Here is a 16,070-nt window from a genome sequence, read left to right on the forward strand (position 1 = left end):
GACAGGACCATGGACGTCACCAGCACCACCTCCGTCACCACGCGCACCTCCTCGGGCGGTGCCACGAAGTCGGGCAGCACCGACTATCAGACCTTTCTGACCATGCTGACCACGCAGCTGAAGAACCAGGATCCGACCTCGCCCATGGAATCGACGGATTTCGCGGTGCAGCTGGCCACCTTCTCGGGGGTCGAACAGCAGACGCTGACCAACCAGATCCTAGAGGCGATGGGCGGCAAGATGGACGCGATGACGCTGTCGGACCTGTCCTCGTGGCTGGGGGCGCAGGCGATGGTCACGGCCCCTGTGACGGTTGATGGCAGTCCGGTGACGCTGTATCCGCAGTTCGACGCCAAGGCGGACGGGGCGGTTCTGGTGGTGAAGGACGCCTCGGGGAACACGGTTGCGCGCAACACCCTGGACATCACGGCGGAAACCGTCGAATGGACCCCGCAGGACGCCACGGGCGCCGCCCTTCCCTCCGGCCGCTACACGCTGAGCATGGAAAATTATTCGGGCGAAACCGCGCTGTCCGTCACCCCCGTCCAGCATTACGCCGAGGTGGCGGAGGCGAAGATCGGGACGGATGGCACCGTCCTTGTGCTGAAGGACGGGACGGAGGTGGCCGCGGCCGACGTGACCCGGCTGAAGCGCTAGATCAGCGCGCCGATGGCGACGCCGATCAGGGCGATCGCCGCCCCCACCACCATCGGCTTCAGGCGTGACGGGGTTCGGACGATCACAGTGGGCTCCGCATCGTCGCGCATCAGCCGCTGTTCGACCAGACCGGGCAGGCGCGGACCAAACCGGGCCAGCACCCGTGCCGTCTGCGCCAGATCGCGCAGTGCGGCGCGCGGGCCCACGTTCTCGCGGATGTAGGCCTCCACCACGGGGCGGGCGACCTGCCAGATGTTGATGTGCGGGTCCAGCGAACGGGCCACGCCTTCGACCACAACCATGGTGCGCTGCAGCAGGATCAGTTCGGTCCGGGTGCGCATGCCAAAACGCTCCGTCACCTCGAACAGGTAGGACAGCAACCGCGCCATGGAGATGTGGGTTGCGTCCATGCCGAAGATCGGCTCGCCGATCACGCGCAGGGCGCGGGCGAATTCGTCGATGTCGCGGTCGCGGGGGACATAGCCCGCCTCGAAATGCACCTCGGCCACGCGGCGGTAGTCGCGGCGGATGAAGCCGTAGAGGATCTCGGCATAGACGCGCCGGGTGTAGGGGTCGAGCCGACCCATGATCCCGAAATCGTAGGCCACGATGGCGCCGTCGGGGCCGACCTTCAGGTTGCCGTGATGCATGTCGGCGTGGAACAGCCCGTCGCGCAGGGCGTGGTTCAGGAACAGTTGCAGCACGCGCGCGCCCAGCACGACGCGGTCATGGCCGCCCGCGTCGATCGCGGCCGTGTCGGCTAAGCTGATACCGTCCACCCAGTCCATCGTCATGACCGTGCGGCCCGACAGGTTCCACAAGGGCGCCGGCACGCGGAAGCCTTCGTCGGCCGCCGTGTTCACCGCGAATTCCCCAGCTGCCGCGGCTTCCAGCCGCAGGTCCAGTTCGCCCGTCACCACACCGTCAAAGTGCCGCACCACGTCCATCGGGCGCAACCGGCGCGAAAAGGGCAGAAGCGCCTCCACGATCCGGGCGCCGGTGTAGAAGGCGTCCACGTCCACGCGGAAGGCGCGCTCGATGCCGGGGCGCAGGACCTTCACGGCCACCTCGCGCCCGTCGATCAGGCGCGCATGGTGCACCTGCGCAATGGAAGCGGCGGCCACCGGCTCCGAGAACTCGGTGAAGGCCTCGATCGCCTGGGGGCCCAGTTCGGCCGCGATCTGTTGGCGGGCGACCGTCGTGGGGAACGGCGGAAGCCGGTCCTGAAGATAGCGCAACTGCATCGCCAGATCGCCGCCCACGATGTCGGGGCGGGTGGACAGGATCTGGCCGAACTTGATGTAGGCCGGGCCCAGAGCCGTGATCGCGCGGACCACCGGCGGCAGGATCGGGTCCCCCTTCAGCCCCAGCCAGGTGAAGGGCCAGGCCAGAAGATGCGCCACAAGGCGCAGGCGGGCGGGCGCCTCGGCCTGTTGCAGGATGACGGGCAGCGCGCCGGTCCGCTGGAACGTGGCCAGGGTGCGGATCAGCCGCAGGATGTTGTGCGGGCCCCTCAACTCAAACCTTCCAGCCGGAATGCAGCGCGGCGATGCCCATGGACATGTTGCGGTATTTCACCAGATCGAAGCCCGCCTGCCGGATCATGCCGGCAAAGGTGTCCTGATCGGGGAACTTGCGGATGGATTCCACCAGGTACTGGTAGCTGTCGCGGTCGCCCGTCACCAGCTTGCCCATCGGCGGGATGACGTTGAAGCTGTAAAGGTCGTAGGCCTTCTGCATCATCGCGTTCGGAAGCTGGCTGAACTCCAGCACCATCAGGCGGCCGCCGGGGCGCAGGACGCGGTGCGCCTCGTTCAGGGCGTCCTGCACGCGGGTCACGTTCCGGATGCCGAAGCTGATCGTGTAGACGTCGAAGCTGTTGTCGGGCAGCGGCAGCGCCATCGCGTCGCCCACGACCCAGTCCAGCCGGTCGGCCATGTTGCCCGCATCCGCGCGCTGACGGCCCGCGACCAGCATGGATTCAGTCATGTCCAGCACCACGGCCTTGGACCCCGCCGCGCGTTTGAGGAAACGGAAGGCCACGTCGCCCGTGCCGCCGGCCACGTCCAGCAGACGCTGGCCCGGGCGCGGGGCCAGCCAGTCCATCATCGCGTCCTTCCACAGGCGGTGGACGCCCGCGGACATCAGGTCGTTCATGACGTCGTATTTCGACGCGACCGAGGAGAAGACGCCATGCACGAGGCCCGCCTTCTCGGTTTCATCCACGGTGCGGAAGCCGAAATGGGTGGTCTTGTCGCTCATGCTGCGCCCTCATGTCGAAGTTGGCCGTCGTTCGCCCGAATGGGTATATGGTGCCGGCGCAAAGGAAAACCGCTTTGTCGCCCGCGCTTCGCACATATATAGCGATGCGCCGGAGGTCGCCCATGCCCGAATTGCCCGAAGTCGAAACCGTTCGCCGGGGCCTTGCGCCCGTGCTGATCGGACACGTGATCGCTGACGCCGCGGTGAACCGCCCCGACCTGCGCTGGCCCTTTCCGCCCGACATGGCGGCGCGGCTGACAGGCGCTCGGGTGCTGGGGCTGCGGCGGCGGTCGAAATACATCCTGGCCGATCTGGACCGGGGCGAGACGCTTCTGATCCATCTGGGCATGTCGGGGCGGATGCTGATCTCGGGCGTGCAGGTGGGGCAGTTCCACCACGACCATCCCGCCCCCGAAAAGCACGATCACGTGGTGCTAACGATGGAAACGGGCGCCCGCGTGACCTTCAACGACGCCCGCCGCTTCGGCGCGATGGACCTGCTGCCCACCGGGGACGACCACCCCCTTCTGGCGGCTTTGGGGCCAGAGCCGCTGGGCAACGGCTTTGACGCGGACTACCTCGCGGCGCGCCTGAAGGGGCGCAACACGCCGATCAAGTCCGCGCTTCTGGACCAGCGAATCGTGGCGGGCCTTGGCAACATATACGTGTGCGAGGCGCTGTTCCGCGCCCGCCTTGACCCTCGCCGCATGGCCGGGCAGCTGACGGAGGAGGAGGTGGCCTGTCTGGTCCCCATCATCCGCGACGTGCTGGAGGAGGCGATCGCCGCCGGAGGCTCCTCCCTGCGCGATTATCGCCAGGCAGGCGGGGAGCTGGGCTATTTCCAGCACAGCTTCCGCGTCTATGGCCGCGAAGACGCGCCCTGCCCCGAATGCGGCCACACGGTGGGGCGGATCGTGCAGTCCGGACGGTCGACCTTCTTCTGCCCGCAGTGCCAAACCGCTTGACTTGGCGCCGAGTCGGGCATAAAGACCCGGCTTCAAGAATAGAACCCCGACAGAACCGGAAACCGATTAATGGCAAATACGCCCCAGTCCAAGAAGCGCGCCCGGCAGTCCGAAGCACGTTTTGCAATCAACAAAGCGCGCCGGTCGCGGATCCGCACCTTCCTGCGCAAGGTCGAGGAAGCCATCGCCTCCGGCGATCAGGCCGTTGCCGCTGAAGCCCTGCGCACCGCCCAGCCCGAAATGGCGCGTGGCGTGACCAAGGGTGTGCTGCACAAGAACACCGTGGCCCGCAAGATGTCGCGCCTGTCGTCGCGCGTCAAAGCGCTTAGCGCCACCGCGGCCTGAGTCCACAGAAATTCCGCTGAAATGGCGCGCCCTCGGGCGCGCTTTTTCGTTTTTATTTCGGCCTGATGCGGCAAAATCGCAGGTTCCGGATTCGGCCCTGCCAAATTTCTGTCAACAGCGAAGTTCGGTTGCGGAGGCCTCGGCTCCGGGGCTAGCGTCCTTGAAGCGATTCACCTGTCCTGGGGGACATGACGTGATCGCATCCCATTGGGGCCCGGCTGCCAGTACGTCGCGCATGCGCGACCAGGGCCGCCAGCGGGATGCGATCCTTGCACGATCGAACAGGGTGCCTTTGGCGCCCCGATATCCTCACGGGACGCGTTTCCCGTGAGGTTGTCCTGTTGTTGCGGCCGTCGGCTTTGTGCCGGCCGGTCCTCCCCTGCGGCTTGCCGCCCTTCGGGGTCGGGTGAAGCACAAGAAAAATCGGGCAAAGGCCCGCGCGGTGGATTTGGAGCGGTCAGGCATGACGAACGACACATGGACGAAGTTGCGTGAAGACCTGCTGCTTCATGTTGGCCGGAACAACTACGTCACCTGGATCGAGCCGCTGAAGCTGACGCATCTGGCCGAAGGCCGGGCGGAGTTCGAGGTGCCGACCTCGTTCTTCGGCAACTGGGTGCAGCGCAACTTCGCCGACAAGATCCGCCATCGCCTGAACGAGGCCGGGATCGACGTGTCGCGCATCGACTTCTCCGTCGCCCGTGCGGCGGCCCCGGCAGCTCCCGCCCCTGCCCCCCGTGTTACGCCCGCCCCTGCCCCGGTAGCCGCCGCCCCCGCCCGGCGCGAGGAGGAGATCGCGAGCGCCCCCCTGGACGCCCGCTTCACCTTCGACAGCTTCGTCGTGGGCAAGCCGAACGCGCTGGCCCATGCGGCCGCGCGCCGCGTGGCCGAAGGAGGCCCCGTGACCTTCAACCCGCTGTTCCTCTATGGCGGGGTGGGCCTTGGCAAGACGCATCTGATGCACGCCATCGCGCACGAACTGCAACTGCGCCAGCCGCATCTGCGCGTCCTCTACCTGTCGGCCGAACAGTTCATGTACCGCTTCGTGCAGGCCCTGCGCGAACGCCAGATCATGGACTTCAAGGAGATGTTCCGCAGCGTCGACGTCCTCATGGTCGACGACGTGCAGTTCATCGCCGGCAAGGATTCCACGCAGGAGGAGTTCTTCCACACGTTCAACGCCCTTGTGGACCAGAACAAGCAGATCGTCATCTCGGCCGACCGCGCGCCGGGGGAGATCAAGGATCTGGAGGACCGCATCAAGTCCCGTCTGCAATGCGGGCTGGTGGTCGACCTGCATCCGACCGATTATGAACTGCGTCTGGGCGTGCTGCAGCAGAAGGCCGAACATTACCGTCGCCAGATGGGCGATCTGGTGATCACGGACGGCGTTCTGGAGTTCCTGGCCCACCGCATCACCACCAATGTCCGCGTGCTGGAAGGCGCGCTGACGCGCTTGTTCGCCTTTGCCAACCTGGTCGGGCGCCCCGTCACGCTGGAAGTGACGCAGGAATGCCTGTCGGACATCCTGCGCGCCTCGGACCGCAAGGTCACGATCGAGGAGATCCAGCGCAAGGTGGCCGAGCATTACAACGTCCGCCTGTCCGACATGATCGGGCCGAAGCGCGTGCGCACCATCGCCCGTCCCCGGCAGGTCGCGATGTATCTGGCGAAACAGTTGACCCCCCGCTCCCTGCCCGAGATCGGGCGCCGGTTCGGCGGGCGCGACCACACCACCATCATGCACGGCGTCAAGAAGGTGGAGGAGCTGATGTCCACCGATTCTCAGTTGTCGGACGATCTTCAGATGCTGCGCCGCCTGCTTCAGGCGTGACCTTGACGCCCGGCCTGGATAATCGGAAAGTCCCTGACGACAATTCGGCCGCAGGCCGGGAACGGGAAAGACGTCCATGAAGATCAGCATCGAACGCGGCACACTTCTGAAAGCGGTCTCTCAGGCCCAGTCGGTGGTGGAACGCCGCAACACGATCCCGATCCTCGCCAACGTCCTGATCGAGGCGGAGGGCAACACCGTGTCCTTCCGCGCGACCGACCTGGACATCGAGGTGATCGACCGCGCCCCGGCGCAGGTGGAACGCGCGGGCGCCACCACCGTGTCTGCCACCATGCTGCACGAGATCGTCCGCAAGCTGCCCGACGGCGCGCTGGTGAACCTGACCGAGGATGCGGCGGCGGGCCGTTTGACGGTCATGGCCGGGCGATCGAACTTCAGCCTGACCACCCTGCCGCGCGAGGATTTCCCGGTCATGGCGTCGTCGGAATACGCCGCCAGCTTCACCGCCAAGGCCAAGATGCTGCGCCGCCTGTTCGACAAGGCGAAGTTCGCCATTTCGACCGAGGAAACCCGCTATTACCTGAACGGCGTCTACATGCATGTGGCCACCGGAGAGGACGGGCCTGTGCTGCGCTGCGTGGCGACGGATGGCCACCGGCTGGCGCGCATCGACGCGCCCCTGCCCGAAGGGGCGCAGGGCATGGCCGGCGTGATCGTGCCGCGCAAGACGGTAGGCGAACTGCGCAAGCTGCTGGACGATGACGACGCGGACATCGCCGTGTCGGTGTCGGAAACCAAGGTCCGCTTTGCTACGCCCAACATCACCATGACCTCCAAGGTGATCGACGGGACCTTCCCCGACTACACCCGCGTGATCCCGCAGGCGAACGCCAAGCGTCTGGAAGTGGACGCGACGGAATTCGCGAAGGCCGTGGACCGGGTGGCCACGGTGTCGTCCGAACGCAGCCGCGCCGTGAAGCTGAGCATGGAGGACGACCGCCTCGTCCTCTCCGTCAACGCCCCGGACTCCGGGGCGGCCGAGGAAGAGCTGGCGGTGGCCTACGGCGACGAGAAGCTGGAGATCGGCTTCAACGCGAAATACCTGCTGGAAATCGCGAGCCAGGTGGACCGCGAGAACGCCGTCTTCCTCTTCAACTCCTCGGGCGATCCGACGCTGATGCGCGAAGGCAACGACGCCTCCGCCGTGTATGTCGTGATGCCGATGCGTGTCTGAGACGCAGCGGACCGGCCCCGCGATCGCCGGGCTGAGGCTGTCGCATTTCCGCAGCCACCGCGACACGCGGCTGCGGTTCGACGGGCGGCCGGTGGCGCTTTATGGCCCGAACGGCGCCGGCAAGACCAACGTGCTGGAAGCGGTGTCCCTTCTGTCGCCCGGCCGCGGCCTGCGCCGCGCGGGGGCCGAGGATCTGTCGCGCAAGCCCGAGGCGCTGGGCTGGAAGATCCAGGCCGAGATGCCGGGGCACGAGCTGGAAACCTGGGCCGGGCCGGGCGAGGCGCGGCAGGTGCGCATCGACGGCAAGCCCGCCCCCCAGATCGCGCTGTCCCGCCTTTTGCGGCAGGTCTGGCTGGTGCCGTCGATGGACCGGCTGTGGATCGAGGCGGCCGAAGGGCGGCGGCGCTTTCTGGACCGCATGACCATGAGCTTTCTGCCCGACCATGCCGACGCGTCGCTGGCCTATGAAAAGGCCATGCGCGAACGCAACCGCCTGCTGCGGGACGAGGTGTCGGACCCCGCCTGGTACGCCGCGCTGGAAACGCAGATGGCCGATGCGGCGCAGGCGATCACCGCGAACCGCGCGCAGGCCCTGACCCGCCTGTCACAGGCGCAGTCGGACAGCGCGTTCCCCCGCGCCGACCTGCAGATCACGGACGAGGAAGGCTGGCCCGACGCCTGGGCCGACCGCCGCCGCGACATGGCCGCGGGGCGTACGCTGGCGGGGCCCCACCGGGCCGATCTGCGCGCCGTCTATGCCGCCAAGGACATGCCCGCCGCCCAGTGTTCCACCGGTGAGCAGAAGGCCCTGCTGATCAGCCTGATCCTGGCCAACGCGCGCGCCCTGTCGGGCGAGGCGCCCGTCGTCATCCTTCTGGACGAGGTGGCGGCCCATCTGGACGCGGATCGTCGCGCGGCCCTGTACGAGGCGCTTCTGGCGCTGGACGCGCAGGTCCTGATGACGGGCACGGGGGCGGAACTCTTCGACAGCCTCGGCCCCCGGGCGCAGCGGCTGCACGTGACGGAAGGCGCAGGCGAATCCGGTGTGAAATCCATCGGATAAAGGCGAAAAAGCCCCCCCATCGCGTGACATTCCCCCCGCCCGCCTGTATAAGATCGGAGTGTAAGAAAAGGTATTTCCGCATGGCCGAAGCAGCACGGCAACCCGACGCCTATGGCGCCAGTTCCATCAAGGTTCTCAAGGGCTTGGAAGCCGTCCGGAAACGCCCCGGCATGTATATCGGCGACACGGACGACGGGTCGGGCCTGCACCACATGGTGTACGAGGTGGTGGACAACGGCATCGACGAGGCGCTGGCCGGCCATGCGACCGCCGTCACGGTGAAGATTCACGCCGACAGCAGCGTGTCGGTGCGCGACAACGGCCGCGGCATCCCGGTCGACCTGCACGAGGAAGAAGGCGTTTCGGCGGCCGAGGTCATCATGACCCAGCTGCACGCGGGCGGGAAGTTCAACAACACCGACGACAGCGGCAACGCCTACAAGGTGTCGGGCGGCCTGCACGGCGTGGGCGTGTCCGTCGTGAACGCGCTGAGCGAGTGGCTGGAGCTGCGCGTCTGGCGCGACGACAAGGAATACTACGCCCGGTTCGAAAAGGGCGAATGCGTGGAGCATGTGCGCGTCGTGGCCGACGCCCCGGGCGAGCGCGGGACGGAAGTGCGGTTCTTCGCGTCGTCGAAGGAAACGGACCCGGAAGGCACCTTCTCCAACCTCGACTTCAGCTTCAAGACGCTGGAAACGCGGCTGCGGGAACTGGCCTTCCTGAACTCCGGCGTGCGGATCATCATCGAGGATGAACGCCCCGCCGACCCCCTGAAGACCGAACTGTTCTACGAAGGCGGCGTGAAGGAGTTTGTGCGGTATCTGGACCGCTCCAAGACCTCCGTCATGGCCGAGCCGATCTTCATGACCGGCGAAAAGAACGGCATCGGCGTGGAAGTCGCGATGTGGTGGAACGACACCTACCACGAAACGGTGCTGCCCTTCACCAACAACATCCCGCAGCGCGACGGCGGCACGCACATGGCGGGCTTCCGTGGCGCGCTGACGCGGACGATCAACAACTACGCCCAGACCTCCGGCATCGCCAAGCGCGAGAAGGTGGACTTCACCGGCGACGACGCCCGCGAAGGGCTGACCTGCGTGCTGTCGGTGAAGGTGCCGGACCCGAAATTCTCCAGCCAGACCAAAGACAAGCTGGTCAGTTCCGAGGTGCGCCCGGCGGTGGAGAACCTCGTGAACGAGAAGCTGGCAGAGTGGTTCGAGGAGAACCCCGCGCAGGCCAAGATCATCGTCGGCAAGATCATCGAGGCGGCGCTGGCCCGCGAGGCCGCCCGCAAGGCGCGCGACCTGACGCGGCGCAAGACGGCGCTGGACGTCGCATCCCTTCCCGGCAAGCTGGCCGATTGCCAGGAACGCGATCCGGCGAAGTCCGAACTGTTCTTGGTCGAGGGCGACTCCGCCGGCGGGTCGGCCAAGCAGGGCCGCAGCCGCGCCAACCAGGCCGTGCTGCCGCTGAAGGGCAAGATCCTGAACGTGGAACGCGCCCGCTTCGACCGGATGCTGGCCAGCCAGGAGATCGGGACGCTGATCACCGCCATGGGCACCGGCATCGGGCGGGACGAGTTCAACATCGCCAAGCTCCGCTACCACAAGATCGTCATCATGACGGACGCCGACGTGGACGGCGCGCACATCCGGACGCTGCTTCTGACCTTCTTCTTCCGCCAGATGCCCGAGATCATCGAGGGCGGATACCTCTACATCGCGCAGCCGCCGCTGTACAAGGTGGCCCGCGGCAAGTCCGAGGTCTACCTGAAGGACCAGGCCGCGCTGGAGGATTACCTGATCCAGCAGGGCACCGACGGCGCCACCCTGCGCCTGGGCAGCGGCGAGGTGCTGGCCGGTCAGGACCTGATCCGCGTGATCGAGGGCGCGCGCCAGTTCCGCCGCGTGCTGGAGGCGTTCCCCACCCATTACCCACGTCACATCGTCGAACAGGCGGCGCTGGCCGGCGCCTTTGACGCCAATGCGGGCGATCTTCAGGCGCTGGCCGACACGGTGGCCAAGCGTCTGGACGAGGTGGCGCGCGAATACGAACGCGGCTGGTCCGGCCGGATCACGCAGGATCACGGCATCCGCCTGTCGCGCATCCTGCGCGGGGTCGAAGAACTGCGGACGCTGGACGGCGCCGTCCTGCGCTCGGGCGAGGCGCGGCGCATCGCGGCGGTGTCCCAGCCGCACCGCAACGTCTATCAGGGCACGTCCCGCCTGATCCGCAAGGACCGGGAACAGCTGATCCACGGCCCCGTGGACCTGCTGAAGGCCATCCTGTCGGAAGGCGAAAAGGGCCTGAGCCTGCAACGCTACAAGGGATTGGGAGAGATGAACCCCGACCAGCTGTGGGAAACCACGCTGGACCCGGACGCGCGGACGCTGCTGCAGGTCAAGGTCGACGACATGGCCGAGGCGGACGACATCTTCACCAAGCTGATGGGCGACGTGGTGGAGCCGCGCCGCGAGTTCATCCAGCAGAACGCCCTGAACGTGGAAAACCTGGATACCTGACGTGCCGACACTCGCTGAGCTTTACGACCAGCGGGTGGCCGCCGGTCTGCTGAAACCGGACGACGCGCAGCGCGCCGTGCTGCCGGAACTGCAACGCATCAAGACGGCGCTGGAGGCGGCCCCCCCGCCCCCGGCCAAACGCGGCTTCTTCGCGCGGTTCACGCACACCGAAACCCCGCAGATCCGAGGCCTGTATCTTTGGGGCGGCGTCGGGCGCGGCAAGTCGATGCTGATGGACATGTTCATCGAGGCGGTGGACATCCCGGCCAAGCGCCGCGTCCACTTTCACGCCTTCATGCAGGAAATCCACCACGGCCTGCACGAGGCGCGCAAGCGCGGCGTGGACGACGCCATCGCGCCCGTGGCCGCCGACATCACGTCGAAGCTGCGGCTGCTGGCCTTTGACGAGATGCAGATCACCGACATCACCGACGCGATGATCGTGGGACGCCTGTTCCAGAAGCTGTTCGAAGGGGGGGTGACGATCGTCACCACCTCCAACCGCGTGCCGGACGACCTGTACAAGAACGGGCTGAACCGGCAGCTGTTTTTGCCCTTCATCGGCCTTCTGAAGGAACGGCTGGTGGTGCATGGCCTGGACAGCGAACATGATTACCGCCAGCACCGGCTAACCGGCCAGCCCGTTTATTTCCAGCCGGCCGAAGGTGCCAAGCCCCATCTGGACGAGATCTGGGACCACCTGACCGGCGACGCCAAGGGCGAGCCGCTGGTCCTGACCGTCAACGGGCGCACCGTGTCGGTGCCCCTTTTCGCCAATGGCGTGGCGCGGGCGACGTTCAACGACCTGTGCGTCAAGCCGCACGGCCCCGGCGATTATCTGGCGCTGGCCGAAGCGGTGCGCGTCCTGATCCTTGAGGACATCCCCCGCCTGTCCCGCGCCCGCAACAACGAGGCCAAGCGCCTCGTGACCCTGATCGACGCCTTGTACGAGGCGAAGGTTCGCCTGATCGCCAGCGCCGCGGACGAACCCGAAAAGCTTTACGAAGAAGGCGAAGGCGCGTTCGAGTTCGAACGCACCGCCTCGCGCCTGAGGGAGATGCAGGACGCCCGCTGGGGTCAGGCCTGATCCTCGGCCGCCGCGCGCATGCGTTCGGCATGTTCGCGGCGCAGGGTGCGGCGCAATTCGGCGGCGCGGTGGCGCTGGCGCTCCGTCTCATTCGTGGGCTCCAGCTGCGGCACGCCCACCGGCCGCCCGTCATCGCCCACCGCCACCATGGTGAAATAGCACGAATTCGTGTGGCGGCGTTCGCCGGTGCGGATGTTCTCCGCCTCCACCCGGATCCCCACCTCCATCGAGGTGCGGCCCGTGTAGTTCACCGAGGCGAGAAAGGTCACCAGCTCGCCCACGTTGATCGGCTGCTTGAAGACGACCTGATCCACCGACAGCGTGACCGCGTAATGCTTGGAATAGCGCGACGCCAGCGAGAAGGCCACGCGGTCCAGCAGCTTCAACAACTCCCCCCCGTGGACCTTTCCGCTAAAGTTGGCCATGTCCGGCGTCATCAGTTCGGTCATGTTCAGGTGGTGGCTGTGCGTGGCGGACATTCTGGCTCCGGGCTGGAAAGAAATCGTTAACCCTTTTTAAAGCGATCCGTGGAAAGGGTGGGTCAGGCAGGTTGGGGGTTGGGTGTGATCACTCCGGTTCTTTTATGCGGCGGGTCGGGCACGCGTCTATGGCCATTGTCGCGCCGCAGCTATCCCAAGCAGTTCGCGCCGCTTCTGGGCCACGAAAGCCTGTTCCAGCAGGCCGCGCTGCGCCTGACGGGGCCGGGCTTCGCGCCGCCGGTGATCGTCACCGCCTCTGACTTCCGGTTCATCGTGACGGAACAGCTGGCGGGCGTGGCGGTGGATCCCGGTGCCATCCTGATCGAACCGCAGGCGCGCAACACCTGCGCCGCGATCCTGGCCGCGGCCCTGCACCTTCCGCCCGAGGCGCTGCTGCTGGTCTCGCCCTCGGACCATGCCCTGCCGGATGTGGAGGCGTTCCACGGTGCCATCGCGCAAGGGGTGGACGCGGCGCGGCAGGGCCGGATCGTGACCTTCGGCATCACGCCCGACCGCGCCGAAACCGGCTTCGGCTGGCTGGAGGCGGAAGGGCCGGGCGTGTCCCCCTTGAGGCGTTTCGTGGAAAAGCCGGCGCTGGCCGACGCGCAGGCGATGCTGCGGGACGGCCGTTTCCTGTGGAACGCGGGCCTGTTCCTGTGCCGCGCCGACACCCTGATCGCCGCCGCCGACCGGCATTGCCCCGACATCCTGACCGCCGTCCGGGCGGCGGTGCAGGCGGCCCGCCCCGACCTCGGCTTCCTGCGGCTGGACGCGGAGGCCTGGGCCGGGCTTCCCGACCTGTCCATCGACTATGCGGTGATGGAGCGGGCGGAGAACCTGACCGTCGTGCCCTTTGGCGGGGCCTGGTCCGACATGGGCGGCTGGGACGCGGTGTGGCAGGGCAGCCCCCGTTGCGCCCAAGGCGTGGCGCGGCATGGTCCCGCCACCGCCATCGACTGCCAGGACAGCCTGCTGCGATCGGAGTCGCCGGGGCAAGAGATCGTGGGGATCGGCCTGCGCGACATCGTGGCCGTCGCCATGCCCGACGCCGTTCTGGTGATGGACCGCCACCGCGCGCAAGAGGCGCGTCTGGCCGTCACTGCCCTGCGCGCGCGCAACGCCGTGCAGGCCGACACCTTTCCCCGCGCCCACCGTCCGTGGGGCTGGTTCGAGACTCTGGCCCTGGCCGACCGCTTTCAGGTGAAGCGCATCACCGTGCATCCCGGCGCGGCGCTGTCGCTGCAAAGCCACGTGCACCGGTCCGAACACTGGATCGTGGTGTCCGGCACCGCCCGCGTGACCATTGACGGGGCCGAACGGCTGGTGACGGAAAACCAGTCGATCTACGTCCCCCTAGGCGCGCTGCATCGGCTGGAAAACCCCGGCAAGGTGCCGATGATCCTGATCGAGGTTCAGACCGGCAGCTATCTGGCCGAGGATGACATCACCCGCTATGCCGACAGCTACGCCCGGGCCTGAACGAAGTCTTCCCGCGCATAGCCCTGCAGGAACAGAAGCGCCGTCAGGTCGCCATGGTTCACCCGCACCTCGCATTGCGCGGCCACGGCGGGCTTGGCGTGCAGCGCGACGCCCATGCCGGCGCGGCCCAGCATGCCCAGATCATTGGCCCCGTCGCCCACGGCGATCACCTCCGCCGCGGTGATGCCCATCCGGCGGCTCATCTCCTCCAGCGCCGTCACCTTCGCCTCGCGGCCCAAGATGGGTTCGGCGACCTTGCCGGTCAGCTTGCCCCCTTCGGCCAAAAGGATGTTGGCGCGGTTTTCGTCAAAGCCCAGCGTCGCGGCCACGCGCGCGGTGAAATCCACGAACCCGCCCGACACCAGCACCGCCCGCGCGCCCTGCGCCTTCATCGTGGCGATCAGCGTGGCCCCGCCCGGCATGAAGGTGATCCGTTCGGCGATCACCTGATCGATGATGGACACCGGCAGATCCTTCAGCAGCGCCACGCGCTCGCGCAGGGCCGCCTCGAAATCCAGTTCCCCGTTCATGGCGCGGGCGGTGATGGCCGACACGAAGGCCCCCACCCCGGCCATGTCGGCCAGTTCGTCGATGCATTCCTGCTGGATCATGGTGGAGTCCATGTCGGCCAGCAGCAGGCGCTTGCGCCGCCCCGCCTGCGGCACGACGGCCATGTCGATGCCCTGCGCCTGAAGCGCTTCCCACACGTCCCAGCGGTCGGGGGGGACCTGCGCCAGCGCGAACTCGGCCGCGACCGCCGGCTCCAGCCAGCGCAGGGCGTCGCCGCCCCAGGTGCGGCGGATGTCCTCGGCCAGCGCCGCCGTCAGCCGGGGCGTGTCCGGACGGGTCAGGAGGGTGACAACATGCATGATCGCTCCGATCCTTGAAGGGCTTTGCGCAGGATTACAGCCAATCGGCCCCCTTCGCCAGTCACGGGGATGTTGGGCTTCCCGCGCCCTGCCCCATGTTGACAACCCACGGAGGAGGCACGACTTTCCCCGCATCCACAAAGAAGGCGACGATCATGACCAGCACCCGCACCGCACCTTTCCGGGCCGATCATGTCGGCTCCCTCCTGCGTCCGGCCCCGGTGGCCGTCGCCCGCGCCGCGCATCTGGCCCCCGCCGACCTGCGCCCGGTCGAGGATGCGGGCATCCGCGACCTCGTGCAGTTGCAGCGCGACACCGGCATGAAGGTCCTCACCGATGGCGAGGCGCGGCGCGCCTTCTGGCATTACGACTTCATGGGCATGCTGACGGGGCTGGAGATGAAGCCCTCCACCCGCAGCCTGCCTTTCAAGACCGAACACAAGACCCCGCCGATCGAGGCGCATCTGACCGGCCCGCTCGACTTCCCAGCCGACCATCCGATGATCGAACACTTCACCTTCGTGAAGGGCCTCGTGCAGGCGGGCGAGGTGCCCAAGATCTCCATCCCCGGACCGTCGGCCATCCATTTCCGGATGGAGCCGGAGAACATCGAACACGCCCCCTACAACGACGCCGAGGTGCTGTTCGCCGACATCGCCCAGACCTACAAGAAGGCGGTGCAAGCGTTTTACGACGCGGGCTGCCGGTATCTGCAGCTTGATGACATCTTCTTCGCCTATCTGGCCGATCCGAAGCAGCGCGAACAGCGCCGCGCCCTGGGTCAGGACCCCGACTGGCTGATCGACCAGTACGCCCGGATGCTGGAGGAGTCGATCAAGGACCGCCCGCAGGACATGGTCATCGGGATGCACATGTGCCGCGGCAACTTCCGCTCCTCGCACGTGGCCGAAGGCGGCTACGATCTGGCGGCGGACGCGATCTTCAACCGCACCTCGGTCGACGTGTATTTCATGGAATACGACACGGAACGGGCCGGCGGGCTGGAGCCGTTGAGGCTGCTGCCCAAGGGCCACAAGCGCGTCATGGCCGGCTTCATCACCACCAAGACGGGCGAACTGGAACGCCCCGACTGGCTGCGCGCGAAGTTCGACGAAGCGTCGAAATACGTGGACCTCGACCAGCTGGGCATCGCACCGCAATGCGGCTTCGCCTCCACCGAACATGGCAACGCCATCACGGAGGACGACCAGAAGCGTAAACTGGAGCTGGTGGTGAACACCGCCCAAGCAATCTGGGGCGAGAACTGATCCCAACAGGTCGGTCCGGCCAAAAGGAACCTCTGCCGGCAC

The 16,070-nt window shown here is 67.1% G+C and carries 14 protein-coding genes; 10 read left to right on the plus strand and 4 right to left on the minus strand.

Annotated elements, in window-relative coordinates:
• The first annotated feature begins 9 nt into the window (after positions 1-9).
• Positions 10-657, plus strand: a complete 648-nt coding sequence (locus PIJ50_RS02400; RefSeq protein WP_271972364.1) for a flagellar hook capping FlgD N-terminal domain-containing protein — start codon at positions 10-12, stop codon at positions 655-657.
• On the opposite strand, the gene ubiB is transcribed toward PIJ50_RS02400, so the two are convergent.
• Positions 654-2,174, minus strand: coding sequence for a 2-polyprenylphenol 6-hydroxylase (ubiB, locus tag PIJ50_RS02405; RefSeq protein ID WP_271972366.1), 1,521 nt, complete (start codon positions 2,172-2,174; stop codon positions 654-656). The genes PIJ50_RS02400 and ubiB overlap by 4 nt on opposite strands.
• A gap of 1 nt (position 2,175) precedes the next feature.
• Positions 2,176-2,919, minus strand: coding sequence for a bifunctional demethylmenaquinone methyltransferase/2-methoxy-6-polyprenyl-1,4-benzoquinol methylase UbiE (gene ubiE, locus PIJ50_RS02410; RefSeq protein WP_271972368.1), 744 nt, complete (start codon positions 2,917-2,919; stop codon positions 2,176-2,178).
• A 122-nt stretch (positions 2,920-3,041) separates the two neighbouring features.
• Here ubiE and mutM point away from each other — a divergent pair, with 122 nt between their 5' ends.
• From mutM to zapE, 7 genes are all read left to right on the plus strand, one after another.
• Positions 3,042-3,884 carry a bifunctional DNA-formamidopyrimidine glycosylase/DNA-(apurinic or apyrimidinic site) lyase gene (gene mutM / locus PIJ50_RS02415; RefSeq protein ID WP_271972370.1) on the plus strand — a complete coding sequence of 281 codons (843 nt, stop codon included), beginning with the start codon at positions 3,042-3,044 and terminating at the stop codon, positions 3,882-3,884.
• A 69-nt stretch (positions 3,885-3,953) separates the two neighbouring features.
• Entirely contained in the window at positions 3,954-4,229 is a 276-nt protein-coding gene (rpsT, locus tag PIJ50_RS02420) for a 30S ribosomal protein S20 (protein WP_271972372.1), read from the plus strand.
• A 463-nt stretch (positions 4,230-4,692) separates the two neighbouring features.
• A complete protein-coding gene (dnaA, locus tag PIJ50_RS02425) occupies positions 4,693-6,063 on the plus strand; it encodes a chromosomal replication initiator protein DnaA (protein ID WP_271972373.1) in 1,371 nt (456 codons plus the stop codon).
• 76 nt (positions 6,064-6,139) lie between these two features.
• Positions 6,140-7,258: a DNA polymerase III subunit beta gene (gene dnaN, locus PIJ50_RS02430; protein ID WP_271972375.1), complete on the plus strand. Its 1,119-nt coding sequence runs from the start codon at positions 6,140-6,142 to the stop codon at positions 7,256-7,258.
• Complete coding sequence (gene recF / locus PIJ50_RS02435) at positions 7,251-8,321, plus strand: DNA replication/repair protein RecF (protein WP_271972377.1); 1,071 nt, start codon at positions 7,251-7,253, stop codon at positions 8,319-8,321. Before dnaN ends, recF begins: the two co-directional genes overlap by 8 nt.
• An 80-nt stretch (positions 8,322-8,401) precedes the next feature.
• Positions 8,402-10,846 (plus strand): DNA topoisomerase (ATP-hydrolyzing) subunit B, encoded by a 2,445-nt coding sequence (gene gyrB / locus PIJ50_RS02440; protein ID WP_271972379.1) that lies wholly within the window; start codon positions 8,402-8,404, stop codon positions 10,844-10,846.
• A 1-nt stretch (position 10,847) separates the two neighbouring features.
• The gene (gene zapE, locus PIJ50_RS02445) at positions 10,848-11,933 is read left to right on the plus strand and encodes a cell division protein ZapE (protein ID WP_271972380.1); all 1,086 of its coding nucleotides are present in this window, start codon (positions 10,848-10,850) and stop codon (positions 11,931-11,933) included.
• Here zapE and PIJ50_RS02450 read toward each other — a convergent pair.
• Entirely contained in the window at positions 11,924-12,412 is a 489-nt protein-coding gene (locus PIJ50_RS02450) for an acyl-CoA thioesterase (RefSeq protein WP_271972382.1), read from the minus strand. The genes zapE and PIJ50_RS02450 overlap by 10 nt on opposite strands.
• An 84-nt stretch (positions 12,413-12,496) precedes the next feature.
• Here PIJ50_RS02450 and PIJ50_RS02455 point away from each other — a divergent pair, with 84 nt between their 5' ends.
• Complete coding sequence (locus PIJ50_RS02455; protein ID WP_271972384.1) at positions 12,497-13,891, plus strand: mannose-1-phosphate guanylyltransferase/mannose-6-phosphate isomerase; 1,395 nt, start codon at positions 12,497-12,499, stop codon at positions 13,889-13,891.
• Here PIJ50_RS02455 and serB read toward each other — a convergent pair.
• Positions 13,876-14,760, minus strand: a complete 885-nt coding sequence (gene serB / locus PIJ50_RS02460; RefSeq protein WP_271972386.1) for a phosphoserine phosphatase SerB — start codon at positions 14,758-14,760, stop codon at positions 13,876-13,878. The genes PIJ50_RS02455 and serB overlap by 16 nt on opposite strands.
• 155 nt (positions 14,761-14,915) lie before the next feature.
• Between serB and PIJ50_RS02465 the strand changes: the two genes are divergently transcribed.
• Entirely contained in the window at positions 14,916-16,028 is a 1,113-nt protein-coding gene (locus PIJ50_RS02465; protein ID WP_271972388.1) for a 5-methyltetrahydropteroyltriglutamate--homocysteine S-methyltransferase, read from the plus strand.
• The last annotated feature ends 42 nt before the right edge of the window (positions 16,029-16,070 follow it).

This window comes from Falsirhodobacter sp. 20TX0035, assembly GCF_028307215.1.
In the GTDB taxonomy this organism is placed as follows: domain Bacteria; phylum Pseudomonadota; class Alphaproteobacteria; order Rhodobacterales; family Rhodobacteraceae; genus Falsirhodobacter.

What these genes read in the sequence shown, in the direction of transcription:
- PIJ50_RS02465 (WP_271972388.1), top strand. Translation starts at nt 14,916, where the DNA reads ATGACCAGCACCCGCACCGCACCTTTCCGGGCCGATCATGTCGGCTCC.
- ubiE (WP_271972368.1), bottom strand. Translation starts at nt 2,919, where the DNA reads ATGAGCGACAAGACCACCCATTTCGGCTTCCGCACCGTGGATGAAACC.
- PIJ50_RS02400 (WP_271972364.1), top strand. Translation starts at nt 10, where the DNA reads ATGGACGTCACCAGCACCACCTCCGTCACCACGCGCACCTCCTCGGGC.
- dnaN (WP_271972375.1), top strand. Translation starts at nt 6,140, where the DNA reads ATGAAGATCAGCATCGAACGCGGCACACTTCTGAAAGCGGTCTCTCAG.
- gyrB (WP_271972379.1), top strand. Translation starts at nt 8,402, where the DNA reads ATGGCCGAAGCAGCACGGCAACCCGACGCCTATGGCGCCAGTTCCATC.
- mutM (WP_271972370.1), top strand. Translation starts at nt 3,042, where the DNA reads ATGCCCGAATTGCCCGAAGTCGAAACCGTTCGCCGGGGCCTTGCGCCC.
- serB (WP_271972386.1), bottom strand. Translation starts at nt 14,760, where the DNA reads ATGCATGTTGTCACCCTCCTGACCCGTCCGGACACGCCCCGGCTGACG.
- rpsT (WP_271972372.1), top strand. Translation starts at nt 3,954, where the DNA reads ATGGCAAATACGCCCCAGTCCAAGAAGCGCGCCCGGCAGTCCGAAGCA.
- dnaA (WP_271972373.1), top strand. Translation starts at nt 4,693, where the DNA reads ATGACGAACGACACATGGACGAAGTTGCGTGAAGACCTGCTGCTTCAT.
- PIJ50_RS02450 (WP_271972382.1), bottom strand. Translation starts at nt 12,412, where the DNA reads ATGTCCGCCACGCACAGCCACCACCTGAACATGACCGAACTGATGACG.